The following is a 23,883-nucleotide window of genomic DNA, read 5'->3' on the forward strand; positions in this document are numbered from 1 at the left end:
CTCAGCGCCCCTCGGCCCAGATGTCGAGGGGTTGGTGCTCTTCCTTGCGGATCACGCCGAAGTAGCCGACCGCGAAGACGACCAGGGCGCTCGCCAGTCCGCCCCAGAAGCCGGCGGGGGTGGCGAACCAAACCGTCAGGCCGGCGATCAGCACCGCCAGGTGCAGGGCCGCCCAGCGGACCAGCAGGTTGAAGACGTGATAGGTGCGCTCGTGCGCCAACAGCTCCCGGTCAGGAGGAGCGGTAAAGCGTTCGTCCATGACGTCGCCTCCGAGGGTCTGTCGTTCCCCGACCTGAACCACCTTAACGCATGACGGCCGCCTGAGGATCAGCCAAGGCCGTCCCGGGCGGCCTGCGCCAGCACCCACTCGCGGAAGGCGGCGATCTTGGGCGCGCGCCGGCGTTCGACCGGATAGGCCAGCCAGTAGGCGCCGAACGGGATGGACAGGTCGACCGGCTGGATCAGGCGGCCCTGCTCGATCTCGCGACGCCACAGCACCTTTGAGCCCATCGCCAGGCCCTGGCCGGCCAGGGCCAGGCCCACCTCGATCATCTGGCTGTCCGTGGCCAGGCGGGCGCCAGGAGCGCCGTGGCGGGCGGCCACGCCTGCGGCCTCGAACCAGAGCGCCCATTCCGCGTCGTCACCGATCCGCGGGACGTGCAGCAGGTCTTCGGCCCGGCGAAGGCCGCCGAAGCGCTCGGCGAACTCCGGCGTGCACAGCGGCACGAGGTCGGCGGGCGCGAGCTGGCGCGTCTCCAGGCCCGCCCAGCCGCCGCGCCCGCCCCGGATGGCGACGTCCAGGCCCTCCCGCTGCAGGTCTACCACCCGGCCGGTCACCTCGAGGCGCACGGCGATGCGCGGATGGGCGAGCTGGAAGTCGCCCAGCCGCGGGGCCAGCCAGAGGGTGGCGAAGGAGGGCAGGGCGGTGATCGACAGAACCCCCTCGGCGGCCTCCGTCAGGTCCGACAAGGCCGTCCGCAACAGGCTGACCGCCTCGCCCGCCGCCCGCGCCAGGCGCTCGCCGGAGGCGGTCAGAACCACCTCGCGCGTCTGGCGCACGAACAGGGGCTGGCCGAGGCGCTTCTCCAGGGCCTTCACCTGCCAGCTCACCGCCGCCTGGGTGACGCCGAGCTCCTCCGCCGCCCGCGTGAAGCTGCCGTGCCGGGCGGCCGCCTCGAACATGCGGATAGCGCTGAGCGGGATCTGAGCGAGCGGGTCTGACATAAGTGATGCTTATGTATGTGCGAGGAGGACGCGTTTGTCACCTCCCCGGCCATCCAAGAAAATATGCGGGATAGAAGCACATGACCCTGGATGACCGCCATGGAAGATCCTCATCGTACACATAAGGAAGTCCCCTTCGGATGGGTGTTGGTCCTGCAACAGGCCCTGGCCTCGCGGCGACGGCCGCGCGGGCGCGGGCCCTGGTCCGACCCGCCCCCCGCCCCGGAACCCGCCTCGGGACTGATGCGCCTGTCCTCGCCGCACTGAGGGGCTGGCCCGATGCTTGAATCGGGGTTCGCCATGGCGTTGCATCATGGGACGCTGCGCAACCGCGGTTGAGGGAGGGCCATGTTGCAACCCGCCAACGACAACGCTCGCGTGGAGCGGCGCACGGGCGAGCGGCACAGGGTGCTGCTGAGCGGCAAGGTCGCCTGGATCCACAACCTCCAGTCCAGCGACTGCGCCATCCGCGACCTCTCCGAGACCGGCGCGCGAATCCGCCTTGCCGATCCGCTGGCGCCGAACGATCCGGTGCTCATCGTGCTGCGGTCCGGGGCGGCGCACTGTGCGCGCACGGCCTGGCGGCACGGCGCCCATGTCGGGCTGGAGTTCCTCGACACCGTGGACCTGACCGGTCCGGTCCCCGCCCACCTGGACCGCCTGCGCCGGCTTTGGGTCGATCAGCTTCCGCGCTGAGGCCGAAAAAAAGGGGCGGCTCGTGAGAGCCGCCCCAGCATGAAGCCTAGAGAGGGAAGGACCTCTAGAACTTCTTCGTCAGGTTCAACTTGTAGTAGCGCCCAAACGGGTTCGCCGTAAACGGGTCGTAGCTCAGGTCGAGGCGCGCGAACGGCGGGTCCTCGTCGAGCACGTTGATCACCGACAGGCTCAGCGTGGTGTCCCACGGCAGGAGGGCCCGGTAGGAGATGTCGTGCGTGACGAAGGCGTCGATCTTCTGGCCGGTCGGGTTGGTGGCGAAGGTCGCCGAGCCCGCGCGGGTGTCGATCATGTCGTCGATGTAGCGCACCGTCCAACGCACGTTGTGGATGTCGCGGTTGTACTCGGCGAACAGCGAGCCCTTCCACTGCGGCTGGGAGCCGTAGCCCAGGTAGTCCATCGTGCCGGCGTAGTCGTTGGCCTCGGCCACCGTGACGCCCTCGATGACGTTGGCCTCGACCTCGTACTTGAGGACGTAGGACAGATCGACGCCGAAGTTCAGGTCGCCGCCGCCGAACGCATCGCGCATGCGGTAGCTGGCCGACACGTCGATGCCGTCGGTCTTCACGTCAGGCCCGTTGACGTACTGGATGCGCACGCGGTTGATCGCCGTGGCCGAGCAGGCGCCGGTGAAGGTGATCCGCGAGAGCAGGCCGGCGTAGGCCGGATTGGCGCAGTTGTTCGCGCCGGTCGCGCCGTTCGGGAAGATCGCGTTGACGATGTCCGAGCCGGATTCGTTGTCGATCGGGCCTTCGAAGTCGAACGACCAGTAGTCGATCGACGCCGTGAAGTCGCCGAAGTCGAACAGGGCGCCCAGGTTGAGGGTCTGGGCTTCTTCCGGCTCCAGGTTCGGGTTGCCGAAGGTGTCGTAGGCGCGATAGCCGCCCGCGGCCGTGGTGTAGGCCAGGTTGGTCGTGGCGCCGGGGGCGATCTGGGTCTGCGGCGGGGCGCGGAAGGTCGAGCCGGCCGAGGCGCGGAACGCCAGCCAGTCGGTCGCCTCCCACTTGAGGGCGACCTTGGGGTTGGTCGTGGCCCCGATGTTGCCGCCGTAGTCCTCGTAGCGGATTGCGAAGGTCAGCGAGAGGTCGTCGGTGATCGGCGCCTGCATTTCGGCGAAGCCGGCGATGACCGAGTAGTCCAGGTCATAGTCCGACAGGGCGCCGAAGAAGGTGAACGGGCCGTTCTGCGCCGCGCAGGTCGCCGCCGGATTGACCGGGGAGTCCGTGCAGGGGCTGACGGCGACGTTCGTGTAGTCGCTGTTCTGGCGCTCGATGCCGCTCCAGCGGTACTGGGCGCCGGCGGCCCAGGCGAACGGCCCGGCCCCGAAGTCGACCGGCAGTTCGCCGTTGAAGACCACGTCGGCGGCGAGCATGCGCGAACGGATCTCGTAGGCGTACTCGTCGAAGATGTAGTCCAGGACTTCACGGCTGTTGGCGGTGGAGGCCACGTAGTTCGGGTTGGTGCGCCCGTCGACCGCGTTGCCCGGCGTGCCCGAGGAGAACGGGTTGAACCACAGGCAGCCGTTCTGGCCGGGGGTGTTGGCCGCCACGTTGCAGCCGTCGCCGCCCAGGCCGCGCAGGGCGAGCTGGAGCTTGGCCACCAGGATGTCCGGGGTGGCGATGGTGCTCCAGTTCTCCATGTAGGTGACGCCGGCGTCCCAGCCGACGCCGCCCGCGAAGTCGAGCTTGCCCTTCAGGCCCGCGGCGACGCGGTAGGCGTCGAAGCGGCGCTTGTCCTTCTTGTTGTAGCCGCCGAACAGGTCGTTGCCGTCGACGCCGATCGGACGCCACGCCACCGAGGTGAACAGGCCCGCGGTCGCGGCCGAGGCCGGGATCGCGCCGGGGTTCTGCGCGATCAGCGCGATCAGGCCCGGGTTGTTGGCCGGGATGAAGTAGCCGTTGCCCTGGATCTTGGTGGAGAGCGCCGAGCTCGGGAAGTTGTTCGGCGGATAGGAGGGCGAGGACGCCTCGGCCGACACGTCGTGGCCCGCGTAGAGCGCTTCGGCGTGGAACGTCGTGGTGTCGGTGAGGTCGAAGTTCACCTCGCCGTAGAGCTGCCAGTGGTCTTCTTCCTCGGTGAGGTGGTTGAAGCCGATGTACTGGAACTGGCAGGTGGCGCCGGTTTGCGGGCCGGAGATGACGCCGCAGGCCGGGTCCGTGACCGGCGAGGTGTAGGTGATCCCGCCGTTGGTGCTGGCCAGGTACAGGCCCGGGTTGCCGAAGCTCGACCAGCCGCCCTGCGGGTTCTCGGCATAGGAGCGGACCGCGAAGTCGCGCTCGGTGGTCGGCAGTTCCGAACGGTGGCGCCAGCCGGCGGTCAGGAGCACGTTGCCGCGGTCGCCCACCCAGCCGTAGGCCAGGTTGGCGTTGTAGTCGCCGTCCGAGCCGTCGATCAGGGAGTAGCCGGCCGAGACTTCGAGACCGTGCAGGTTCTTGCGGGTGATGAAGTTGACCACGCCGCCGATGGCGTCCGAGCCGTAGGTGGCGGCCGCGCCGTCCTTCAGCACTTCCACCCGGCCCACGGCGGCCGAGGGGATCAGGTTGGTGTCGACGTAGATCGTGCCGGGGGCGATCGCCATGCGGCGGCCGTTGAACAGCACCAGCGTGCGCTCGGCGCCCAGGCCGCGCAGGTTGGCGTTGCCCGCGCCGGTCGTCTGGCCCGCGCCGTACTGGTTGGATTCGCCGACGGCGTTGGAGACGGCCGGCAGCGACTTGAGCAGGTCGACCGTCGACGGCGAGCCTTGCTTCTGCAGTTCTTCCGAGCCGATGACGTTGACGGGCAGGGCCGCGTCTTCAGGCGTGCCGGCGATGAACGAGCCGGTGACGACGACTTCCTCGACCTCGGCCACCTCGGTGTCCTGCGCCGCGGCGGCGCCGGCGGCGAACGTCAGGGCCGCTGCAAGCACGGCGCGTGACGCATGTACACAGTACTTGGATGCTTTCATGCGTTTCCCCTTCCAAATTAAAAACAATGTTATTTGCCGAGCGTCGGCTGATACGCGCGACAAGAAAACGTAGGCGCTTTGAAAATCAAGTTTCCTGATCGCAATATTAACGGCGCCGCCTTGAAATTCTTGGCGCACGCGTCAAATGTACTGCGTACTGGACGGTAGAATTTCACCGTTACGCCAAAAACAAGCGCCATTGTGCGGCGCGGCGTGAAAAATCGCGCGAAAAAATCAGCGTTCTGGGTGTTTTGACGACGCAGCGCAAAAGGCCGGCGTCCGCGGCCTTCGCCCGGTGTGGCCGAAACACCACGACCTGCGGGTTTCTTTTCCCCTACGGCAGGGCAGGGGCCCGTCGGCGGCGCCTAGGGGGCGGGCTGCGAATCTTCGGCGGCCGTCCCGTTCGCAGAACCGATGTCGGTGGAGGGCTCGAGCAGGGCGTCGATTCCGGAGAGCGCGGGCGCCGCCGCGTCGGCCGGGGCGGCGGGTTCGGCGGGGGCTTGCCCCGTCTCGGCGGCGTCGAAGGTCACGCCCAGCAGCTTGGCCCTGGCCTCCAGCCGTTCGGCGGCCGGGACGCAGACGGCCGGCAGGGCCCAGCTCATCCATTCCTGGGCGACGCGGGCCTTGCTCATCGAGGCCGCCGCCGACCATCCGGCGCGGCCCTTCTTGACCGCCTCGGCTCCCCGTTCGCTGATCGGCTTGATGCTGGCCTTCTCCGCCGTCTCGATGGCGCGGGCGAAGAGCTCCAGATTGCTGCGGCTCGTCACCTGCAGCTCGTCGTAGACCTTCAGGTCCTCCTGCAGGTTGGAGCCGGGCCGGCGATAGGTGCTCTCGATGCGCGTGACCTCGGGCATCACCTGGTCGTGCAGGTCGACATAGCCGCCGAGCGCCCCATAGCACCAGGCGACGAGGCCGTAGTCGTCCTGCGGCGCGCCGACAGGGTAGGCGGGCGCGGCGTCGGCGGCGGCGGGCTGGTCTGCCGCGAGGAGGGCGAGGGCGAAAAGCAGCGCGGGCATGGACTTGGACCTTCGGGACGTTCGATCAGGGGCGGCGGACCCGGCCGAAGCCCCCGCCCCCAGGGGTTTCGATCTCGATCGCGTCGCCGGGCTGGACCGTAACGGAAAAACAGCCGGGAAGCTCCTTTATCGCGCCTGAGGACTTGATCAAACGCTGCGCGCCCGGGCGGCCAGGGCCGCCGCCCGCCAGCCCCTGGGGCGCGTGCTCGCGCCGCGTGGACAGCAGCGCCGCCTCCATCGGGGCCAGGAAGCGGACGCGGCGCACGGCGCCGTCGCCGCCGCGGCGAAGGCCCGTCCCGCCCGATCCGCGGCGCACGGCGAAAAGCTCCACCCGCACGGGAAAGCGCCGTTCCAGGATCTCCGGATCGGTGAGGCGCGAATTGGTCATGTGGGTGTGGACGGCGCTGGCGCCGTCGGCTTCCGCGCTCGCGCCGGCGCCGCCGCAGAGGGTCTCGTAGTACTGCCGCTGCTCGTCGCCGAAGGTGAAGTTGTTCATCGATCCCTGCGCGTTGGCCATCACCCCCAGGGCGGCGTAGAGCGCATCGACCACGTGCTGGCTGGTCTCGACGTTGCCGGCCACCACCGCCGCCGGCGGGCGGGGCGCCAGCATCGAGCCGGGCCGGGTCAGGATCCGCAACGGCTCAAGACAGCCGGCGTTCAGCGGGATGTCGTCGTCCACCAGGGTGCGGAACACATAGAGCGCCGCGGCGTCGACGATGGCCGAGGGGGCGTTGAAGTTCGAGGCGAGCTGGTCGGCCGAGGCGGTGAAGTCCAGCACCGCCTCGCCCCGCGCCGCGTCGACCGTGGTGCGCACCACGATCTCGCCGCCGCCGTCCATCGGCATGCGCGCCTCGCCGTCCACCAGCCGGCCCACGGCGCGGCGCACGCAGGCGGCCGCGTTCTCCTGGACGAAGGTCATGTAGCGGCCGACCACCTGCGGCCCGAAGGCCTCGATCATCTGCGCCACCGCCGCGCCGCCGGCCTGGCAGGCGGCGATCTGCGCCTTCAGGTCGGCGAGGTTGCGCTCCGGCGCCCGCGCCGGCCAGCGCCCGGCGCTCAGAGCCGCGCGGGTCTGCGCCTCCAGGAAGACGCCGTCAGCCATGATCGGCAGGGCGTCCAGCAGCACGCCCTCCTCTTCGATCGTGCGCGAGAACGGAGGCATCGAGCCGGGCTGAACCCCGCCCACGTCGGCGTGGTGGCCGCGGGCGGCGACGAAGAAGGCCGGCTCGCTCCCTTCCGGCATGAACACCGGCATGACGACCGTGATGTCCGGCAGGTGGGTGCCGCCCGCGTAGGGGTTGTTCAGCGCAAAGGCCTGGCCGGGGCTCAGCCGCGGATGGCGCGCACGCACGGCCCTGACGCTCGCGCCCATGGAGCCCAGATGCACCGGCATGTGCGGTGCGTTGGCCACCAGCCCCCCGTCGGCGTCGAACAGCGCGCAGGAGAAATCCAGCCGCTCCTTGATGTTGACCGAGTGGGCCGTCCGCTCCAGGGCCGCGCCCATGGCCTCGGCCACGCCCATGAAGCGGCGGTTGAAAAGCTCCAGCGTGACCGGGTCAGGCGCGTCCAGGGCGACCTCGGCACGGGCCGGCGCTCCGATCTGGACCAGGCGGATCAGGCCGTCGTCCTGGGCCTCGGCGCGCCAGCCGGGCGTCAGGGCGATCTGCGTGTCGCCGCGCACGATCAGCGCCGGCCCCTCCACGGCTCCCAGACCGCCGGCCGCGATGACGGGCGCATCGTGGAAGCCGCCGGCGGCGAACATGCGGATGGCGCCGAGGTCCCCTCGCGCCGGGCCCGCCGCCCACGCGCCTTCCGCCGCGCTCGCGCCGCCGGCGCCGTCGAGGGACGGCCGCGGCGGGCCTTGGCCGTCCGTCGCCTCCACCTCGACCGCCGCGATGAGGATCGTGCGCTGCGGCTCCACGAAGCCGAACAGCCGGCGGTGACCCGCCTCGAAGGCGGCCCTGGCCTCGTGCGCCTCGCCCAGCGGAACCGGCAGCTCGGCGTCGGCGCCTTCGTAGCGCAGGCGAAGGACGCCGCGGGCCTCGCCGGCGCTTGCGCCCTGCTCGGCCAGGGCCGTTTCGGCCTCGGCGGCGAGCTCCATGGCGAGGGTGCGGGCGCGCTCCAGCCCTTCGGGGCCGAGGGGCAGCTCCAGGCCGGCCTGGCGCAGGGCGGCCACCCGCGCCTGGCCGATGCCCCAGGCCGACAGCACGCTGCCGTAGCGCGGGCAGAGCACCTCGCGCACGCCCAGGGCCTCGGCCACCTGGCAGGCGACCTGGCCCGCCGCCCCGCCGAACGCCGTCAGCGCATGCTCGCGCGGATCGAAGCCGCGCTCGGTGGATATGCGCCGGATCGCCTGGGCCATCTGCTCGACGGCGACCGCCACGAAACCCTCGGCCGCGGCCTCGACGCTCTCGGCGCCCATCGCCCCGGCCAGCTCCTCCAGGCGCGCGCGGGCGGCGGCGACGTCGAGCGGCGCGTCCGCCGCCGGACCGAACACCTGCGGAAAGGGGCGCGGGTCGAGCCGCCCGAGCACGAGGTTGGCGTCCGTCACCGTCGCTGGACCGCCGCGGCCGTAGGCGGCGGGGCCGGGGTCGGCGCCTGCGCTGGCCGGGCCGGCTCGGGCGCGGAAGCCGTCGAAGGCCAGCACCGAGCCGCCGCCGGCCGCCACCGTCTCCACGTCCAGCATCGGGCTGCGCAGACGCACCCCGGCCACCCTCGCGGAATCCCGCCGCTCCAGGGCGCCCGCATAGCGGCACACGTCGGTCGAGGTGCCGCCCATGTCGAAGCCGAGCACCGCCGCCGCGCCCGCCGCCTCCGCCGTCCTCGCCACGCCCACGACGCCGCCGGCCGGGCCGGCGACCACCGCATCGCGGCCGCGGAAGGCTTCGGCGCGCACCAGGCTTCCGGCGGAGGTCATGAAATAGAGCGGCGCCCCGGCCACCGCCCGGGCCACCCGATCAACGTAGTCCTGCAGCACCGGCGTCAGATAGGCGTCGGCGACGGCGGTCTCGGCGCGAGGGATGAAGCGGGGCAGGGGGGAGACCTCATGGCTCAAGGCCACGAAGGAAAAGCCCGCCGCCCGGGCCAGCTCGCCCGCCGCCAGCTCGTGGCGCGGATCGAGGTCCGCGTGCATGAAGGCGATGGCGCAGGCGGTGAAGCCGGCCTCGACCGCCCGCCGCAGTTCGCCCGCCAGCCCCGCCCGGTCTAGGTCGGCCGCCACCGCCCCGTCGGCGCCCAGGCGCTCGTCCGCCTCGACCACGGCTTCATAGAGGGGGGCGGGCCGCTCGATGCGCAGGGCGAAGAGGTCCGGACGGGCCTGGTCGCCGATCGTCAGGGCGTCGGCGAACCCGCGCGTGACCACCAGCAGGGTGCGCGCGCCGCGGCGCTCCAGGAGCGCGTTGGTGGCCACGGTCGTGCCCATCTTGATCGACGACACCCGATCGGCGGGGAACGGCGCGCCGGGGGCCACGTTCAAGATGCGCCGCATGGCCTCGACGGCGGCGTCCTCATAGGCTGGGGAGGCGGAGAGCAGCTTAAGGGAGGTTTCGGCGCCGTCCTCGGACCGTCCGATCACGTCGGTGAAGGTGCCGCCGCGGTCGATCCAGAAACCATAGCGCCTGTCCAAAACTTAACCTTTCAAGCGGTTGATTGTCGTTGTCACCGAGCCGCCGCGACTCTAGGCTTTCGCTTACTCCCATGAGCTTCTGGCGCAACATCGCAGGGCTCGCAGTCCGGCGTCCGGACTTTGCGGACTGCCCAGACTGCCCTCCCGGCCTGCCGGGCGAGGACCCTGCGTTCTCGACCGCGGTCACGGCGCTGGGCGCCAAGCTGGCCAAGGCCGACGGCCGGGCGCACGACCTGGAGTTCGAGACCTTCTCCGAAGTGTTCCAGACCGAGGGCCGCTCGGCGCGCGACGTGCGCCGGCTGTACGAACTCGCCCGCCAGACCACCCGCGGCTTCGAAAGCTACGCCCGGCGGCTGGCCAAGCGGTATCGCTCCTGCCCGCAGCTTCTCGAAGATGTGATGGACGGCCTGTTCCACATCGCCACCGCCGACGGCGCGGTGACCGCCGACGAGATGGCCTATCTGGAGCGGGTGTCGGACCTGTTCGCCATGTCGCCGCTCACCTTCCGCCGGCTGAAGGCGACCCACCTGGGCCTGGCGGCCGACGATCCCTACGCCGTGCTGGAGACGCCCCACGACGCCCCGGACGAAGAGCTGCGCCAGGCCTGGAAGCGGGCGCTGGTCGAGACTCATCCCGACCGAGTGCGCGCCCGCGGCCTGCCGGCCGAGTTCATCGCCCTGGCCGAGACCAAGGCGGCGGCCATCAATGCGGCCTTCGATGCGGCCATGCGCGAGCGGCGGGCCCTGGCGCCCGCTGGTGCGGCATGATGTCGGATCTGGAAGGAATTGGTGCTAGCATGCTTGATCATGGGTGGCGCAGAGCCGACATGATCGACAGGCCGTAAGAAATCGGCGAAAGGGTCAATATGGTCAGGGAATTCGCTCGCCGCCCCGGTTCCGCGTTCCGCAGCCTCGCCGCGGTCGGCGGAGCCTTGGCCACCGCGGCCGCCGTCGCGATCGGCGCCATGCTCGCCCTGTTCTTCGCCGCGACCGTCGTGGTGATCGCCGTCCTCGCCAGCGTGCTCCTCGCCCTGGCGGGCCTGGCCTTCCGCGCCCGACGCACGTCGCGCCCGCGCGCCGACGGCGTGATCGAAGCCCACCACATGGGCGGCCACCACTGGGTGGCCTACGGCTGGAACGAGCGCCGCTAGGGCGCCGCCCACGTCCCGCGCTTCACCGGCGGCCAAGGCCGCTTGCCGCCCGCGCCAAGCCCGACTACCGTCGCGGTTCAAACAGGCGTTGGGAGGACGACATGATCGGCGTGGTGGCGACCCTTAAGGTCCAGGACGGCAAGGGCGCGGAATTCGAGGCGATCTTCAAGGACCTGACGGCCCAGGTTAAGGCGAACGAGCCGGGTTGCCTGGTCTATCAGCTGACCAAGAGCCGCACCGACCCCACCGTCTACAAGGTGCTGGAACTGTACGCCGACGCCGACGCGCTGAAGCATCACGGCGGCACCGACTACTTCAAGGCCGCGGGCGCCAAGATGGGGCCCTGCATGGGCGGCCGTCCCGAGATCGAATACCTGGACGCGGTGGAGTAGGGCCATGGACCTGGACTTCTCGCCCGAGGACCTGAAGTTCCGCGACGAGGTGCGGGCCTTCATCGCCGAAGCCTTCGACGACGACATGCGGGCCAAGTCGGCCCAGTCGAAGAATGGCCACATCGACAAGGAGGGCCAGGTCCGCTGGCTCAAGCGCCTGTACGACAAGGGCTGGATCGCCCCCGACTGGCCGGTCGAGTACGGCGGCACGGGCTGGTCGCAGGCCCAGAAGTACATCTTCGACATGGAGATGGCCCTGGCCGGCGCGCCGTCGACGTCCAACATGGGGCTGAAGATGTGCGCCCCGGTGGTGATGGCCTTCGGCACGCCTGAACAGAAGGCCCAGCATCTGCCCAAGATCCTGTCGACCGACGTCTGGTGGTGCCAGGGCTATTCGGAGCCCGGCTCGGGTTCGGACCTTGCGTCCCTGTCCCTGAAGGCCGAGCGCGACGGCGACCACTACGTGCTGAACGGCTCCAAGATCTGGACGACCTACGCCCAGTGGGCCGACTGGATGTTCTGCCTGGTCCGCACCTCGGTCGAGGGCATCCGCCAGCAGGGGATCAGCTTCCTGCTGCTGGACATGAAGACGCCCGGCATCACCATCTCGCCGATCCCGACCCTGGACGGCCCGCCCGAGGGCGACCAGGAGGTCAACCAGGTCTTCTTCGAGAACGTCCGCGTGCCGGTCTCCAACCGCATCGGCGAGGAGGGCAAGGGCTGGACCTACGCCAAGTACCTCCTGCAGTTCGAGCGCGGAAATCCCTACGCCGCGGGCCTGACCAACCAGCTCAACAAGGTGCGCAAGATCGCCAGCGTGGAGGCCTCCGACGGCGGCCGGCGCATGATCGACGATCCGGATTTCCGGCGGAAGCTGGCGGAAATGCAGATCAAGGTGGACACCCTCAACGCCACCGAACTTCGGATGTTCTCCGCCCGCGCGGCCGGCGAGGCGATGGGCGCGGCCTCGTCCATGCTCAAGCTCGAAGGCAGCCAGGCGCAGCAGGCGGTGACCGAACTGGCGCTGGAGGCGGCGGGCGTCTACGCCCAACCCTTCGTGCGCGACACCTGGGCCGAGCTGCGCGGCGAGACCAACGTGCCCCGGGCCGGGCCCGACTACGCGGCCACGGTCGCGCCGACCTACTTCAACTACCGCAAGACCTCGATCTACGCCGGGTCCAACGAGATCCAGCACAACATCATGGCCAAGATGGTCTTGGGGCTCTAGGCCCAGGCCGACCTGACCGCCGCCTCCCCGACGCGCTGCGCCGGGGAGGGGCGGGAAGGCCTCAGCGCGCCGCCAGCTGCTCGCGCATGCGCACCTCGCGTTCGGCCATTTCCGGCGTGAACGCCTCGCCGAAGTCGGCTTCCTCGTAGAACGGGCGGAGCTCCAGCTCGCTCGGGCCGGGCATCGGGTTCGGACAGCGCTTGGCCCAGGCGACCGCCTCGTCCATGTCCTTCACCTGCCACACCCAGTAGCCGGCGATCAGCTCCTTGGTCTCGGCGAAGGGCCCGTCGATCACCGTGCGATTGGGCCCGTCGAAGGCGATCCGCTTGCCCTGGCTGGACGGCTTGAGGCCGTCGCCGTCCAGCATGACGCCGGCGTTGACGAGCTCCTCGTTGAACTTGCCCATGGCTTCGAGCATTTCGGCGGAGGGCATCAGCCCCGCTTCGCTGTCGGCGGTCGCCTTCACAATGACCATCACACGCATGGCGTTTCTCCTCTGATTGCGGAGGCCCGATCGCCTCGTCGCCCCAAGGACGAGCTCAGGCGGGGATAGCCGACATTAGCATCCGATTTTTCCGTGGACCGCAGAAGTCGCTTGCTCGTTATGTTATAAAATAACATAAAAGAGCCGCATCAGTTCCGGAGTTCACATGTCCGACTCTCTGCGCCTGCTCGACCGATCGGCGATCGGTCTGTCGGGCCTGTGCCTGATCCACTGCCTGGCGCTGCCCGCGGCGGCGGTCGCGCTGCCCATGCTCGGCTCGCTCGCCAGCGCCGAGTGGGTGCATGTGGCGTTCGTGGCGCTCGCCGCGCCCTTGTCCGCCTTCGCGCTCGGCCGATCGGGCGCCTGGCGGTCGCCTCTGCTCGCCGGCCTGGCGGCGTTCGGCCTCGGCCTGCTGGCGGCAGGCGCCTTCGTTGCGCCGACCCATGGTCTGGAGACGGCGATGACGGTCGTCGGCGGGCTATGCCTGGCGCTCTGCCACGGCCTCAACCTGCGCCGGGGGCGCCACCACGCCTGATTGCGGCCCCTTCGGGGTCGGCTACTGCAGCTCTGCGGTCTGGGCGGCGGGCTCGGCCGGGGCGCTGTCGGGTTCGGCCTGGGCGGTCTGCGCCGGGGGCGCGTCGACGGCGATCGAGAAGCGGCTGATGAAGGCCAGGCGGGCCTTGTTCATGTCGGCTTCCCGGGCCTCGGCGGCGGCCGCGGCGTCGGCGGCCCGCTGCTGCTCGGGCGTCATGCCGCGATAGTCGATGTAGGCGCTGGCCGCGGCGTAGTCGGCCTCGCCGCAGGAGGCGCAGGCCTGCGCTCCGGTGGCGGCCAGCGTGAGGCCGCAGGTGAACAGGATCAGTGCGCGCATGGCTTTCGTCCCTCTGTGATGCGTGCGGTCAGCTCGGCCGGCCGTCGTAGATTCGATAAAAGACGCCGCCCTCGTCCTCGCCGAGAAGCTGCAGCGTGCCCTGCACGGTCACGACCCCATAGCCGAAGCGGATCGGCTTGCCGGTCTTGACCTCGATGAACTGGGTCGGGGCCGGGTTGAGGTGGAACGGACAGTCAGGCGGATAGGCCAGAAGCACGAAGTGCGTCTGGGTCTCGCCGTTCTGCAGCGGCATCATGTAGCCGGAGACCTTCACCGTCTTGCCCTTCAACGCCTGCACGGCGGGCGGGAAGGCCGGCTTGGAATAGATGTAGCCGTCCTTGCCGGTGCGGGTGATCTCCTTGGTGGATTCCAGCACCGACCAGGCGACCCCGCCCGGCGGGGTGTCGGCCGGCTTCCATACGCTCTCCGTCGGGGCCGCGGGCCGGGCCTGCACGGCGGCCAGAGCCGGAGCGGCGAGCGCCAGCATCATCGCGACGAGGAGGGGACGCAGGAGCATGAGGTCCTCTATCTGGCGTGGGCGAGGGTGTCGGCGATGTCGACGCCAAACACTCTGGCGGCGGGGATGAGGGCGGCCAAGCCCCCCATGGCCAGGGCGGCCAGGACGATGAGGGCCTCTGCCGGTTCGAAGCGCATCGCCGACAGGCCCATGTCGCGCAATTGGGCGAAGCTGGAGCCCGCCACGGCGACGACGCCGTGTCCCACCAGCAGCCCCAGAATCGCGCCCGCCGCGGCGAGCAGCACGCCTTCGAGCAGGATCTGACCGAAGATGGCCGCCGGCGACGCGCCCATCACCCGCAGCATGGCCAGGTCGCCCTCCCGATGGCGCAGGGCCGTATAGAGGCCGACGAAGATCGACAGGCCGCTGGTGAGGATCAGCAGCACGGCGAAGCCACGCACCGCGTCGAGCCCCACTCCCACCAGCGACAGCAACCGCGTGATCTCCACGGCCGGCGCCGCCGCCTGCAGGCTGGTCTGCTTGTTGATGAAGCTCGGCAGGCGCACCGCCGCCAGGGGCGAGCGGTACTTTATAAGCAGCGCGGTCACTTCGGGTTCGGCGTGGCCCTGGGCGGTGGAGGCGTTGAGCGCGCCGGCTCGCGGGCCGTGCGCGGCCTCATGCGGGTGGGCGGGCTCGGCCTCATGCCCGTGCTCGTCCTCATGCTGGTCATGGTCGATGCCGTGCACGTCCCAGACGCTTTCGACCGAGGTGAGGATCAGCCGGTCCGCCACCGTCCCCGTGGGCGCCAGCACGCCCACCACCGTGAACGGCGTCTCGGCGTGCTCGTGGCCGCCTTCGCCGCCGGCCAAGCCATGGGAGCCGATGAACTTCTGGCCGACCTCGGCGCCGGTGCGGCGGGCGACCTCGGCGCCGATCACCGCCTCGAACGGCCGGGACCAGCCCCGGCCGGCCGCCAGCTCTCCCCCATAGTGGGCGATGTAGGCCGGCTCGGTGCCGACGATCCGATAGCCGCGGAAGCTGTCGCCGAGGGCCAGGGGGATCACCTGGCCCACCGTCGGGTCGGCGCGCAGTGTCCGCACCGTCTCCAGCGGAATGTTCCCGACCGGCGCGTCCACCTGATAGATGCTCGAGAGGATGAGCTGCAGGGGCGAGCCCTTGGCCCCCACCACTAGGTCGATCCCCTCGGCGTCCCGCTGGAAGCGTTGGCCGAGCTGCGCCGAGAACAGCACCAGGATCACCATGGTGGCGACCCCCAGCGTCAGCAAAAGGACATTGAGCGCGGTGTTGAGGGCGCGGTCGCGCAGATAGGCGAGGGAGAGGCCGGCCAAGGTCATGCGGCGGCCTGAAGCGCCGGCTTCAGCTCCAGCGTCCGTGCGAAGCGCTGCTTCATCCGCGTGTCGTGGGTGGCGATCAGCAGGGTGGCTCCCGTCGCCGCCGCGCTGCGCAGCAGGAGGTCGGCCATGGCCTGGGCGTTGGCGTCGTCCAGGGCCGAGGTCGGCTCGTCGGCGACCACCAGCGCTGGGCGGGTGCACAGCGCCCGGGCGATGGCCGCCCGCTGGGCCTCGCCCTGGCTGAGCTCGCGCGGGCGGGCGTCGGCGCGGTGCGAGAGCCCGACGCGCTCGATCAACTCGGCGATTTCGGCCGCTTCGCTGCGGCCGAGGACGATGTGCTGGGCGAGCGACAGGTTCTGGCGCACCGTCAGGGCCGAGACCAGGCGCAGCGTCTGGAACACCAGGCCGATGGTGCGCTTGCGCAGCGCGTCGCGCGCGCCCGCCGGCAGGGCGCTCATCTCCTGGCCGTCGATCCACACCTGGCCGGTGGTTGGGGTGCGCAATCCGGTCAGAAGGTTGATCAGGGTGGTCTTGCCGCTCCCCGAGGGGCCCAGCAGCAGGGTGTGTTCCCCGCGCGCGGCGGTGAAGGCGCCAAGCTCCATGATGAGGCGCCCGCCGACGCGATAGCTGAGATCGCGCGCCTCGATCAGCATCGGGCCCGTGGGGGCAAGCGTCATCACATCCTCCAACCGGTTGGATGGTATAACGTAACGGTCAGCGGCGGGAGAGGGCTCCGCGCCCGCAGGCGTGGAAAATGCGGTTCTGCCCAGTTGTTGCGCAGCCGGCGCCGCGCGGGTGCGCCTGGGCCATTGAGCCGGCGAGGCTGCGCGGCCAAGATCGCGTCCGGCCGGATCGGCCTGGGGAGGATGCATCATGACGATCGAGTTCGCGGCCCGCCTGGAGCAGGCGGTGGCGGCAGGGGAGCTGGCGGGCGCGACGGCGGTGCTGGTCGACCGCGAGGGCGCGACGTTCGAGACCGCCCAGGGCCTGCGCGCGGCGGGCGGCGATGCGGCCATGACCCTGGACACCGTGTTCTGGATCGCCTCCATGACCAAGGCGGTGACCTCGGTGGCGGCGCTGCAGCTCGTGGAGCGCGGCGCCCTCAGCCTGGAGGGCGACCTCACCGGCCTTCTTCCGGAGTTCGGCGCGCTGAAGGTCGTCGAGGGTTTCGACGAGGCCGGCGCCCCGCGCCTTAGGCCGGCGCGCCGTGCGCCGACCCTGCGCGAGCTCCTGACCCACACCTCCGGCTTCAGCTACGGCTTCCTGTCGGACGATGTGGCGCGTTGCGCGACCACGGTGAACACCGGCGCCCGCAGCGACTACGTGCTGCCGCTCACCTTCGATCCGGGCGAGGCCTGGGGCTACGGCGTCGGCATCGACTGGGCGGGCCTGGCGGTCGAGGCGGCCAGCGGCCAACCGCTGGATGCGTACTTCCGCGAGCACATCCTGGGCCCGCTCGGCATGGACGACACCACCTTCGCCCCCGACGCCGGCCAGAGCGCCCGGCGGGCGGGCATGCACGTGCGCCTTCCCGACGGCGCCCTTGCGCCGATCCCCTTCGGCATGCCCACCGAGCCGGAGGTGTGGTCCGGGGGCGGCGGGCTGTTCTCCACGGCTTCCGACTACGCCCGCTTCGTGCGCATGCTGCTGAACGACGGCGCGCTGGACGGCGCGCGGATCCTCTCGCCCGAAACCGTGGCTGCGGCCAGCCGCGTGCACACCGGCGCCCTGCGCGCCGGCGCCTGGACCACCGCCCAGCCGACGCTGACCCGCGACGTCGACCTGTTCCCAGACATGCACACCGGCTGGGGCCTCACCGGCCTGGTGACGCCAGAGCCGGGCCCCGCCGGCCGCAGCGCCGGCAGCCAGGCCTGGGCGGGCCTGGCCAACTGCTACTACTGGGTCGACCGCGCGGCCGGGAAGGGCGGGGTGATGCTGAGCCAGGTCCTGCCGTTCGGCGATCCCAGGGTGCTGGAGCTGTTCGCCGCCCTGGAGGCCCAGGCCTACGCCTGAAGCGCCGTCTGGCGCGTCTCCACGGTCAGGTGGGCGATCTCGTGGACCGGCGCCAGTCTGCGGCGCACCGTCTCCTGGTCGGCGCCCGTCACGCTGACGATCGCCGCGTGGGCGCCCGGTCCGATGCGCCAGACGTGCAGGTCGGTGATCCGGGCGCCGCCCGGCCCCTCGACCTCCTGGCGGATCTCCGCCTCCAGATGCGGGTCCGTGGCGTCCAGGAGGACGGCGGCGGTGTCGCGCATCAAGGTCCATGACCAGCTCGCGATCACCAGGGCGCCGACCAGGCCCATCACCGGATCCAGCCACACCCAGCCCATGTAACGTCCGCCGAGCAGGGCGGCGATGGCGAGCACCGAGGTGAGCGCGTCGGCCAGGACGTGGAAATAGGCCGAGCGCATGTTGTTGTCCTGATGGTGGTGATGATGTCCGGCGCGATCGTGCGAATGATCGTGGTGGTCATGATCGTGGTGGTCATGGCCAAGTCCGTGCCCGTGCCCGTGCCCGTGCCCGTGCCCGTGCCCGTGCCCGTGGTGATGCCCGCCGCCCAGCAGCATCGCGCTGGCGATGTTCACCATCAGGCCCGCCACGGCGATGACCGTCGCCTCGCCGAAGGCCACCGTCTGCGGCTCCAACAGCCGTCCGAGCGACTCCACGGCGATGCCCAGCGCCACCAGGCCGAGCACTAGGGCCGAGGCGAAGCCCGCCAGGTCGCCGATCTTGCCCGTACCGAAGCTGTACCGGCCGCTGCGGGCATGCTTCTTGGCGTAGCCGTAGGCGATCGCCGCGACCCCGAGCGCCCCGGCGTGGGTGGCCATGTGGAAGCCGTCGGCCAGCAGCGCCATGGAGTTGAAGGCCACCCCCGCGACGATCTCGCCCACCATCATCACGGCGGTCAGGACCACCACCCACAGGGTGCGCCGGGCGTTGTCGTCATGCCCCCGGCCGAGGAACACGTGGTCGTGGGTCAGGGTTTCGAGCTCGGAATCCAGCGACATGGCGAGGGCTCCTATTTGGCGTATCGACGGATTGCGGCGATCAGCTCCTCCGCGCCTTCGGCGCGCGCCTCCTCGCTCAGTCCAGGCTTGGCCACGTGCTCGCGCACATGGTCCTCGATCAGTTCGTCCATCAGCCCGATCACCGCGCCGCGAACGCCGGCGACCTGGTGAAGGACGACCGCGCAGCCCGCCTCTTCGGTGATCGCCTTCTCGATCGCCGCCACCTGCCCGGCGATCCGGCGGACCCGGGCGAGCAGCGGGTCCTTGTGGGTCTTTGTATGCGCCATGGGATACCCCCCTATACCATATTCCACCGTGACGGAAGCAGCGGCTGGAACCTCCGCTGGCGTCGGTCCCAGAATTTTTGGCTCCGCTTCGGGCGTGGGCTCGGCTACACCGCGCCAAACGCGTGTTTGAATGGAGCTCCCATGGCCGCCGACGTCCTCTTCCAGCCCTTCGCCTTCAAGGGGCTCCGCCTCAAGAACCGCATCGTCATGGCGCCGATGACGCGCTCGTTCTCGCCCGGCGGGGTGCCCACCGAACAGGTGGCCCAGTACTACCGCCGCCGCGCCGCCGCCGAGGTCGGGCTGATCGTCTCCGAGGGCACGGGGGTGAACCGTCCGGCCTCGCTGAACGACCCGAACGTGCCGCGTTTCCACGGCGAGAAGGAGCTGGCTGGCTGGAAGCGGGTGATCGACCAGGTGCATGAGGCCGGCGGGGTGATGGCCCCGCAGCTCTGGCACGTCGGCGCGGTCAAGACCCGCGATCCGGTCTGGACCCCGCCCGGCCCCTATGACAGCCCCTCCGGTCTGTCACGGCCTGAAAAACAGTTCGGCGAGCCCATGAGCGAGGCCGACGTGGCCGACGCCATCGCGGCCTTCGCCGACGCGGCGCGCGCGGCCAAGGACCTCGGCTTCGAGGCCGTCGAGTTGCACGGCGCCCACGGCTATCTGATCGACCAGTTCTTCTGGGAGGGCACCAACGTCCGCGAGGACGCCTATGGCTCGAAGGATCTCACGGGCCGGGCCCGCTTCGCCGCCGACATCCTGCGCGCCGTGCGCCGGGCGGTCGGCCCCGACTACCCGGTGATCATCCGCATCAGCCAGTGGAAGCAGCAGGACTATGCGGTCAAGCTCGCCCACGACCCCAAGGCGCTGGAGGCTTGGCTCGGCGCCCTGGTGGACGCCGGCGCCGACATCCTGCACTGCTCGCAGCGCCGCTTCTGGGAGCCGGAGTTCGAGGGCTCGGACCTGAACTTCGCCGGCTGGGCCAAGAAGCTGACCGGCGTGCCGACCATCACGGTCGGCTCGGTCGGCCTGACGGGCGAGTTCATCGCCTCCTGGGGCGGCGAGCAGAGCCAGCCCGCCTCCCTGGACGAGCTGGAACGCCGGCTCGACCGGGGCGACTTCGACCTCGTGGGCGTCGGCCGGGCCCTGCTGCAGGACCCCGAGTGGGTGCTGAAGGTCAAGGAAGGCCGCACGAACGAGCTGATGAGCTACGACCGCGCCGCCCTGGCGACGCTCAGCTAGGACCCGGCGGGGACGGCGTAGCGCCGCTCCCCGTCCATCCGGCGCCTCTGCGGCGCCAAATGGCCGCTGCGGGCCGCCGCGCCCTTGATCGCGGCGGCGCCCCTGTGCCTGATGGCGCTGCGGTTCAGCAGGGAGCGAGTAATGGCGCAGTTGCGTTCGGGGGCGCGTGCGGCGGGCGGTTTCTCAGGCGGACCTCTGCGCCGGTGGGGGCCGATCGTCCTCGTGGTGGCGGGACTGACGGCGGTGCTGGTCACTCTGTTCGTCGGCCAGAGCCGCACCCATGCCCGGGCGATCGCCGAGGCCACGGCGGCCGCCAGGGTCTCGGAGCTGAAGGGCCCGCCCTGTCCGAAGGGCTTCTCCGGCGCCTGGGCCAACCCGGACTTCGCGCCGCAGAAGGCGCTGGTGTTCAACGGCGTGCGCTTCGCCCGCCGCGCCGGCCATGCGGACTGCTCGGCCGTGGCCGCCGGCGGCAAGTCCGGCGAGGACTTCGTGCAGCTCTGCCAGTTCTCGGCGCCGATCCTGGTGGAGGTCGCAACCGAAAAGGGCGTGTTTCGTTTCCAGCCCGGCGTCGGACATCCAGCGACGGTGGCCGTCGCCGACGGCCAGGCGAGTTGCGTGCTCGCCGCCAACGCCACCTTCTGAGGCGCCGGACCGGCCGGGAGGACTCATGAGCAAGCATCGGATCTGCTCGGCCAGCGTCGCCAGCGTCTATCCCCACTACGTCGCCAAGGCCGAGAAGAAGGGGCGCACCAAGGCCGAGGTCGACGAGATCATCCGCTGGCTGACCGGCTACGACGCCAGGGCGCTCGACGACCAGCTCGCGGCCGGGACCAGCTTCGAGGCCTTCTTCGAACAGGCCCCCAGGATGAACCCGTCCCGCGCGCTGATCACCGGCGTGGTCTGCGGCGTTCGCGTGGAAGAGGTCAGCGAACCCACGATGCGCGAGATCCGCTATCTCGACAAACTGGTCGATGAGCTCGCCAAGGGAAAGGCCATGGCCAAGATCCTGCGCGCCTAGGCGCGGCCGGACGCGCACGCCCGGCCCCGCTCCCGTCACGCGCCGTAGATCCAGTCTCCCGTGAGCGCCGAAAGGGACACCCCGACCAGGATCATCTGGCCGCCGCCTCCCATCGTGATGGCCACATCGCCGCCGATCTGCGCCACGGAGTAGACTGTCCCGGGCTCGAGCAGCACCCGGTCGCCTTCGCTGAGCTTGAAGTCGTACACCTTGTCGACGCCGGCCTCGCCGAACGTGTGGAAGATGTCGGCGCCCGCGCCGCCGCTGATCGTGTCGTTCCCTATGTCGCCGGACATCCAGTCGTCGCCGGCGCCGCCGTAGATGATGTCGTCGTCCTTGCCGCCGCGGACCCAGTCGTCGCCCGTGTCGCCGAAGCAGGTATCCGCGCCCATGTTGCCGTAGACGATGTCATTGCCGTTGTCGCCGTGCAGGTCGTCGCCGTCCCTGCCGCCGACGACCCAGTCGCCGCCCTCGCCGCCACTCGCGGTGTCGGCGCCCATGTTGCCGTTGATGTCGTCGAAGCCGACCCCGCCCGTCAGGCTGTCGTCGCCTTCGTCGCCGCGCAGGTAGTTGGAGCCGTTCGCGCCGACAATCGTGTCCGCCCCCGCGGCGCCGGAGATGGTGTCGCCGCCGCCGCCGCCCAGCAGGCGGTTGGCCGCCTGGTTGCCCAGGATGTCGTCGCCGAGGGCCGAGCCCGTGACGTTCTCAAGGTCTCCCAGCAGCCAGTAGAGGGTGCCCGGCGAGTCCAGGCCGGCCTCCACAAGGGGCACGGCCGAGCCCACGGGGGACGGGATGAGCGTGGAGAACGCCCGGTCGGGCAGGACGATCTCCCAGCCGTAGCCGGAGGTCGCCGCGCTGAGGGTGTCGATCCCGCCCGCGTCCCAGATCGTGCCGTAGACGCCCACCGCCCGGATCGAATAGGTCGTATCGCCCAGGTTGGCCGACATGTTGGGACCATAGAGGTACTGCAGGGCGAGCACGTCCACGAGCATCGGCGTGGCCGGATTGAAGTGCAGCAGGTCCTCGCTGTAGTCGTCCTCGTAGGACATGATCGAGAACCAGTCGTGGTCCAGGTCTTCCAGGCCGACGTCGCTGAAGGTCGGATAGCCGGTGCCCCCGTCGTCGTGCGGGTGCTTCAGGCCCAGGGCGTGCCCGATCTCATGCAGCAGCAACGCCCAGCCGGCGCTGCCGAGGTCGAAGGAGCCGATGTCGTCGCCGCCTTCGGCTGCGCTCAGGATCACGTCGCCTGGAGCGCCCTGATAGATCGAATCCCACGCGCTCACCGGAAACAGGCCGACGCCCCAATAGTCCACCGGCACGTGCGCATTGTTGGCGTCGAGGAAGACGTTGATCTCGCTGCCTGCGCTCGCCGCCGCGGCCGGATCGTCGAACACGCCCAGGAAGTTGAAGTTGATGTTCGCGTATTCCGAGAAGATATCGAGGGCCGCCGCGACCGCGGCGGTTGCGGCGGCCGGGTCGGACCAGCGCTCGCCTTCGAATCCGCCCGATAGCGAAAAATCGAGGGTTCGGCTGCCGTCGAGGTTCCATCGCAGGCCGGAGATCGCCACGTCGATCAACAGATCGCCCGTCGGCTGCATCACCGATGTCGCTGGCGTCGCAATACCCATCTCGTCTTTCCCCCTCGGCTGGTCCTTCCGGCCCAGCGCCCGCCGTCTCGTCATGGTGGACGAAATCGATCCAACTATGACTTCCGGTTGCAACTACCGGGCCGGGATCACGACGTAAAGGTGAAGCTTGTTTGCGCGCATCCCTTAAGGTTGTCGGATGCGGAGCATGCGCGGTTGGCCGGCGCTTCGGCGTCGGACGGGTCGAGGGGGAAAAGGGGCGGGGCGGTCGGCCCCGCCGCTGAAGGTCAGGCGTTGAAGTTCAGCTTAAGGCCGGGCCGGGGCCAGCGGGCCTTCATCAGCTTGCCGGTGGCCGAGCAGGTGACCCAGGCGTCGCGCATGTCGGCGCCCCCGAAGCAGATGTTGGTCACGATCAGGTCCGGGAAGGGGAAGTGTTCGGTGGAGCCGTCCGGGTCGAACGCGGTCACGCCGCCGTTGATGATGGTCGCCACGCACACCTTGCCCGAGGCTTCCACCGCCAGGCTGTCGAGAAGCTGATAGCCCGGCAGGTTGCAGACCACCCGGCCCGGGCCGAAGCCCTCCTGCGGCGCAAGCACGCCCGGCTCGGCGACGTCGAACGCCCAAAGCCGCCCCAGCTGGGTGTCGGCCACATAGACGACCTTTTCGTCCGGCGACAGGCCTACGCCGTTGGGAGAGATGATGTGGTCGCGCTGGCGGCTGATGTGCGAGCCGTCGGCCTTGGCGTAGTAGAGCGCGCCGAACTTGCGGCCTTCGGGGGTTGAGCAGCCGTGGTCGGTGAACCAGAAGCCGCCCTGCTTGTCGAAGACGATGTCGTTGGGCCCGATCAGGCGCTTGCCGTCGCAGGAGTCGTAGAGGGTCTTCAGCTCTCCGGTCTTCAGGTCGAAGCGCTGAATCATGCCGCCGGCGTGGCTCGGCGGCGTCGGGCCGGGGATGGTCATCCCCTGGTTCTCCAGCCACTGGAAGGAACCGCCGTTGTTGGTGATGTAGATCGCCCCGTCCGGCCCGATCGCCGCCCCGTTCGGGCCGCCGCCGGTCTCGACCACCGTCTCTTTGCGTCCGTCGGGCGTGACGCGGGTCAGTCGCTGGCCCTTGATCTCGGTGAGGATCACCGAGCCGTCGTTCATGGCGATGGGGCCTTCGGGGAATTCGAACCCCTCGGCGATGACCTGGGCGTCCATCCTGTCGCGTCCTCTTGCAGCCTGTCGTTGAGCGGGCGCGACTATAGGCGGGCGCCGTGGGGGCGCCGCAAGGGGCATGCGAGGCC

At 70.3% G+C, this 23,883-nt stretch carries 24 protein-coding genes; 10 read left to right on the plus strand and 14 right to left on the minus strand.

Features of this window, described 5'->3' with window-relative positions; translation table 11 throughout:
• Window position 1 precedes the first annotated feature (1 nt).
• Window positions 2-259, minus strand: a complete 258-nt coding sequence (locus tag ACK4YQ_RS06825; RefSeq protein ID WP_409609658.1) for an aa3-type cytochrome c oxidase subunit IV — start codon at window positions 257-259, stop codon at window positions 2-4.
• A gap of 68 nt (window positions 260-327) precedes the next feature.
• Window positions 328-1,224: a LysR substrate-binding domain-containing protein gene (locus ACK4YQ_RS06830; protein ID WP_409609660.1), complete on the minus strand. Its 897-nt coding sequence runs from the start codon at window positions 1,222-1,224 to the stop codon at window positions 328-330.
• Window positions 1,225-1,572: 348 nt separating this feature from the next.
• Between ACK4YQ_RS06830 and ACK4YQ_RS06835 the strand changes: the two genes are divergently transcribed.
• Window positions 1,573-1,920, plus strand: a complete 348-nt coding sequence (locus tag ACK4YQ_RS06835) for a PilZ domain-containing protein (protein ID WP_409609662.1) — start codon at window positions 1,573-1,575, stop codon at window positions 1,918-1,920.
• A 64-nt stretch (window positions 1,921-1,984) separates the two neighbouring features.
• Here ACK4YQ_RS06835 and ACK4YQ_RS06840 read toward each other — a convergent pair whose 3' ends face one another.
• The 3 genes from ACK4YQ_RS06840 to ACK4YQ_RS06850 all read right to left on the minus strand — a co-directional run bounded on the left by ACK4YQ_RS06840 (window position 1,985) and on the right by ACK4YQ_RS06850 (window position 9,523).
• Window positions 1,985-4,882 carry a TonB-dependent receptor gene (locus tag ACK4YQ_RS06840; RefSeq protein WP_409609664.1) on the minus strand — a complete coding sequence of 966 codons (2,898 nt, stop codon included), beginning with the start codon at window positions 4,880-4,882 and terminating at the stop codon, window positions 1,985-1,987.
• 365 nt (window positions 4,883-5,247) lie between these two features.
• On the minus strand, window positions 5,248-5,898 hold the full coding sequence (locus ACK4YQ_RS06845) for a hypothetical protein (protein WP_409609666.1): 651 nt from the start codon (window positions 5,896-5,898) through the stop codon (window positions 5,248-5,250).
• Window positions 5,899-5,923: 25 nt separating this feature from the next.
• Window positions 5,924-9,523 carry a hydantoinase B/oxoprolinase family protein gene (locus ACK4YQ_RS06850; protein ID WP_409609668.1) on the minus strand — a complete coding sequence of 1,200 codons (3,600 nt, stop codon included), beginning with the start codon at window positions 9,521-9,523 and terminating at the stop codon, window positions 5,924-5,926.
• Window positions 9,524-9,594: 71 nt separating this feature from the next.
• Here ACK4YQ_RS06850 and ACK4YQ_RS06855 point away from each other — a divergent pair, with 71 nt between their 5' ends.
• The 4 genes from ACK4YQ_RS06855 to ACK4YQ_RS06870 all read left to right on the plus strand — a co-directional run bounded on the left by ACK4YQ_RS06855 (window position 9,595) and on the right by ACK4YQ_RS06870 (window position 12,293).
• Window positions 9,595-10,290 carry a TerB family tellurite resistance protein gene (locus ACK4YQ_RS06855; protein WP_409609670.1) on the plus strand — a complete coding sequence of 232 codons (696 nt, stop codon included), beginning with the start codon at window positions 9,595-9,597 and terminating at the stop codon, window positions 10,288-10,290.
• A gap of 164 nt (window positions 10,291-10,454) precedes the next feature.
• Window positions 10,455-10,673: a hypothetical protein gene (locus ACK4YQ_RS06860; protein WP_409609672.1), complete on the plus strand. Its 219-nt coding sequence runs from the start codon at window positions 10,455-10,457 to the stop codon at window positions 10,671-10,673.
• 101 nt (window positions 10,674-10,774) lie between these two features.
• Window positions 10,775-11,065, plus strand: a complete 291-nt coding sequence (locus ACK4YQ_RS06865) for a putative quinol monooxygenase (RefSeq protein WP_409609674.1) — start codon at window positions 10,775-10,777, stop codon at window positions 11,063-11,065.
• Between the two features lie 4 nt (window positions 11,066-11,069).
• Window positions 11,070-12,293, plus strand: coding sequence for an acyl-CoA dehydrogenase family protein (locus ACK4YQ_RS06870; protein ID WP_409609676.1), 1,224 nt, complete (start codon window positions 11,070-11,072; stop codon window positions 12,291-12,293).
• 61 nt (window positions 12,294-12,354) lie between these two features.
• Here ACK4YQ_RS06870 and ACK4YQ_RS06875 read toward each other — a convergent pair whose 3' ends face one another.
• Entirely contained in the window at window positions 12,355-12,777 is a 423-nt protein-coding gene (locus ACK4YQ_RS06875; RefSeq protein ID WP_409609678.1) for a YciI family protein, read from the minus strand.
• 166 nt (window positions 12,778-12,943) lie between these two features.
• On the opposite strand from ACK4YQ_RS06875, the gene ACK4YQ_RS06880 reads away from it, so the two are divergent.
• Complete coding sequence (locus ACK4YQ_RS06880) at window positions 12,944-13,312, plus strand: MerC domain-containing protein (protein ID WP_409609680.1); 369 nt, start codon at window positions 12,944-12,946, stop codon at window positions 13,310-13,312.
• A gap of 21 nt (window positions 13,313-13,333) precedes the next feature.
• Here the strand turns inward: ACK4YQ_RS06880 and ACK4YQ_RS06885 are convergent, their stop codons facing one another.
• The 4 genes from ACK4YQ_RS06885 to ACK4YQ_RS06900 are packed head-to-tail and all read right to left on the minus strand — an operon-like array spanning window position 13,334 to window position 16,134.
• The gene (locus ACK4YQ_RS06885; protein ID WP_409609682.1) at window positions 13,334-13,648 is read right to left on the minus strand and encodes a hypothetical protein; all 315 of its coding nucleotides are present in this window, start codon (window positions 13,646-13,648) and stop codon (window positions 13,334-13,336) included.
• A gap of 28 nt (window positions 13,649-13,676) precedes the next feature.
• Window positions 13,677-14,165 carry a DUF3299 domain-containing protein gene (locus ACK4YQ_RS06890; RefSeq protein WP_409609684.1) on the minus strand — a complete coding sequence of 163 codons (489 nt, stop codon included), beginning with the start codon at window positions 14,163-14,165 and terminating at the stop codon, window positions 13,677-13,679.
• An 8-nt stretch (window positions 14,166-14,173) separates the two neighbouring features.
• A complete protein-coding gene (locus ACK4YQ_RS06895) occupies window positions 14,174-15,460 on the minus strand; it encodes an ABC transporter permease (protein WP_409609686.1) in 1,287 nt (428 codons plus the stop codon).
• A complete protein-coding gene (locus tag ACK4YQ_RS06900; protein ID WP_409609688.1) occupies window positions 15,457-16,134 on the minus strand; it encodes an ABC transporter ATP-binding protein in 678 nt (225 codons plus the stop codon). The genes ACK4YQ_RS06895 and ACK4YQ_RS06900 overlap by 4 nt, the downstream gene beginning before the upstream one ends.
• Before the next feature lie 196 nt (window positions 16,135-16,330).
• Here ACK4YQ_RS06900 and ACK4YQ_RS06905 point away from each other — a divergent pair, with 196 nt between their 5' ends.
• Window positions 16,331-17,470, plus strand: coding sequence for a serine hydrolase domain-containing protein (locus ACK4YQ_RS06905; protein WP_409609690.1), 1,140 nt, complete (start codon window positions 16,331-16,333; stop codon window positions 17,468-17,470).
• On the opposite strand, the gene dmeF is transcribed toward ACK4YQ_RS06905, so the two are convergent.
• Together dmeF and ACK4YQ_RS06915 are read right to left on the minus strand one after the other, a co-directional pair.
• A complete protein-coding gene (gene dmeF, locus ACK4YQ_RS06910) occupies window positions 17,461-18,465 on the minus strand; it encodes a CDF family Co(II)/Ni(II) efflux transporter DmeF (RefSeq protein ID WP_409609692.1) in 1,005 nt (334 codons plus the stop codon). The two genes, ACK4YQ_RS06905 and dmeF, sit on opposite strands and share 10 nt — an antisense overlap.
• A gap of 11 nt (window positions 18,466-18,476) precedes the next feature.
• On the minus strand, window positions 18,477-18,752 hold the full coding sequence (locus ACK4YQ_RS06915) for a metal/formaldehyde-sensitive transcriptional repressor (RefSeq protein ID WP_409609694.1): 276 nt from the start codon (window positions 18,750-18,752) through the stop codon (window positions 18,477-18,479).
• 141 nt (window positions 18,753-18,893) lie between these two features.
• Here ACK4YQ_RS06915 and ACK4YQ_RS06920 point away from each other — a divergent pair, with 141 nt between their 5' ends.
• From ACK4YQ_RS06920 to ACK4YQ_RS06930, 3 genes are all read left to right on the plus strand, one after another.
• The gene (locus ACK4YQ_RS06920) at window positions 18,894-19,994 is read left to right on the plus strand and encodes an NADH:flavin oxidoreductase (protein ID WP_409609696.1); all 1,101 of its coding nucleotides are present in this window, start codon (window positions 18,894-18,896) and stop codon (window positions 19,992-19,994) included.
• Between the two features lie 141 nt (window positions 19,995-20,135).
• Window positions 20,136-20,636, plus strand: coding sequence for a hypothetical protein (locus tag ACK4YQ_RS06925; protein WP_409609698.1), 501 nt, complete (start codon window positions 20,136-20,138; stop codon window positions 20,634-20,636).
• A gap of 25 nt (window positions 20,637-20,661) precedes the next feature.
• Complete coding sequence (locus tag ACK4YQ_RS06930; RefSeq protein ID WP_409609700.1) at window positions 20,662-21,012, plus strand: DUF2200 domain-containing protein; 351 nt, start codon at window positions 20,662-20,664, stop codon at window positions 21,010-21,012.
• 35 nt (window positions 21,013-21,047) lie between these two features.
• Here the strand turns inward: ACK4YQ_RS06930 and ACK4YQ_RS06935 are convergent, their stop codons facing one another.
• Both ACK4YQ_RS06935 and ACK4YQ_RS06940 read right to left on the minus strand, forming a co-directional pair.
• Entirely contained in the window at window positions 21,048-22,610 is a 1,563-nt protein-coding gene (locus ACK4YQ_RS06935) for a reprolysin-like metallopeptidase (RefSeq protein ID WP_409609702.1), read from the minus strand.
• Window positions 22,611-22,885: 275 nt separating this feature from the next.
• The gene (locus ACK4YQ_RS06940) at window positions 22,886-23,797 is read right to left on the minus strand and encodes an SMP-30/gluconolactonase/LRE family protein (RefSeq protein WP_409609704.1); all 912 of its coding nucleotides are present in this window, start codon (window positions 23,795-23,797) and stop codon (window positions 22,886-22,888) included.
• Window positions 23,798-23,883 lie beyond the last annotated feature (86 nt).

This window comes from Phenylobacterium sp., from assembly GCF_046291545.1.
Taxonomy (GTDB): Bacteria; Pseudomonadota; Alphaproteobacteria; order Caulobacterales; family Caulobacteraceae; genus Phenylobacterium.

Coding starts and splice junctions, on each gene's coding strand:
- ACK4YQ_RS06825 (WP_409609658.1), bottom strand. CDS start 259: ATGGACGAACGCTTTACCGCTCCTCCTGACCGGGAGCTGTTGGCGCAC.
- ACK4YQ_RS06830 (WP_409609660.1), bottom strand. CDS start 1,224: ATGTCAGACCCGCTCGCTCAGATCCCGCTCAGCGCTATCCGCATGTTC.
- ACK4YQ_RS06835 (WP_409609662.1), top strand. CDS start 1,573: ATGTTGCAACCCGCCAACGACAACGCTCGCGTGGAGCGGCGCACGGGC.
- ACK4YQ_RS06840 (WP_409609664.1), bottom strand. CDS start 4,882: ATGAAAGCATCCAAGTACTGTGTACATGCGTCACGCGCCGTGCTTGCA.
- ACK4YQ_RS06845 (WP_409609666.1), bottom strand. CDS start 5,898: ATGCCCGCGCTGCTTTTCGCCCTCGCCCTCCTCGCGGCAGACCAGCCC.
- ACK4YQ_RS06855 (WP_409609670.1), top strand. CDS start 9,595: ATGAGCTTCTGGCGCAACATCGCAGGGCTCGCAGTCCGGCGTCCGGAC.
- ACK4YQ_RS06865 (WP_409609674.1), top strand. CDS start 10,775: ATGATCGGCGTGGTGGCGACCCTTAAGGTCCAGGACGGCAAGGGCGCG.
- ACK4YQ_RS06870 (WP_409609676.1), top strand. CDS start 11,070: ATGGACCTGGACTTCTCGCCCGAGGACCTGAAGTTCCGCGACGAGGTG.
- ACK4YQ_RS06875 (WP_409609678.1), bottom strand. CDS start 12,777: ATGCGTGTGATGGTCATTGTGAAGGCGACCGCCGACAGCGAAGCGGGG.
- ACK4YQ_RS06880 (WP_409609680.1), top strand. CDS start 12,944: ATGTCCGACTCTCTGCGCCTGCTCGACCGATCGGCGATCGGTCTGTCG.
- ACK4YQ_RS06885 (WP_409609682.1), bottom strand. CDS start 13,648: ATGCGCGCACTGATCCTGTTCACCTGCGGCCTCACGCTGGCCGCCACC.
- ACK4YQ_RS06890 (WP_409609684.1), bottom strand. CDS start 14,165: ATGCTCCTGCGTCCCCTCCTCGTCGCGATGATGCTGGCGCTCGCCGCT.
- ACK4YQ_RS06895 (WP_409609686.1), bottom strand. CDS start 15,460: ATGACCTTGGCCGGCCTCTCCCTCGCCTATCTGCGCGACCGCGCCCTC.
- ACK4YQ_RS06900 (WP_409609688.1), bottom strand. CDS start 16,134: ATGACGCTTGCCCCCACGGGCCCGATGCTGATCGAGGCGCGCGATCTC.
- ACK4YQ_RS06905 (WP_409609690.1), top strand. CDS start 16,331: ATGACGATCGAGTTCGCGGCCCGCCTGGAGCAGGCGGTGGCGGCAGGG.
- dmeF (WP_409609692.1), bottom strand. CDS start 18,465: ATGTCGCTGGATTCCGAGCTCGAAACCCTGACCCACGACCACGTGTTC.
- ACK4YQ_RS06915 (WP_409609694.1), bottom strand. CDS start 18,752: ATGGCGCATACAAAGACCCACAAGGACCCGCTGCTCGCCCGGGTCCGC.
- ACK4YQ_RS06920 (WP_409609696.1), top strand. CDS start 18,894: ATGGCCGCCGACGTCCTCTTCCAGCCCTTCGCCTTCAAGGGGCTCCGC.
- ACK4YQ_RS06925 (WP_409609698.1), top strand. CDS start 20,136: ATGGCGCAGTTGCGTTCGGGGGCGCGTGCGGCGGGCGGTTTCTCAGGC.
- ACK4YQ_RS06930 (WP_409609700.1), top strand. CDS start 20,662: ATGAGCAAGCATCGGATCTGCTCGGCCAGCGTCGCCAGCGTCTATCCC.
- ACK4YQ_RS06935 (WP_409609702.1), bottom strand. CDS start 22,610: ATGCAGCCGACGGGCGATCTGTTGATCGACGTGGCGATCTCCGGCCTG.
- ACK4YQ_RS06940 (WP_409609704.1), bottom strand. CDS start 23,797: ATGGACGCCCAGGTCATCGCCGAGGGGTTCGAATTCCCCGAAGGCCCC.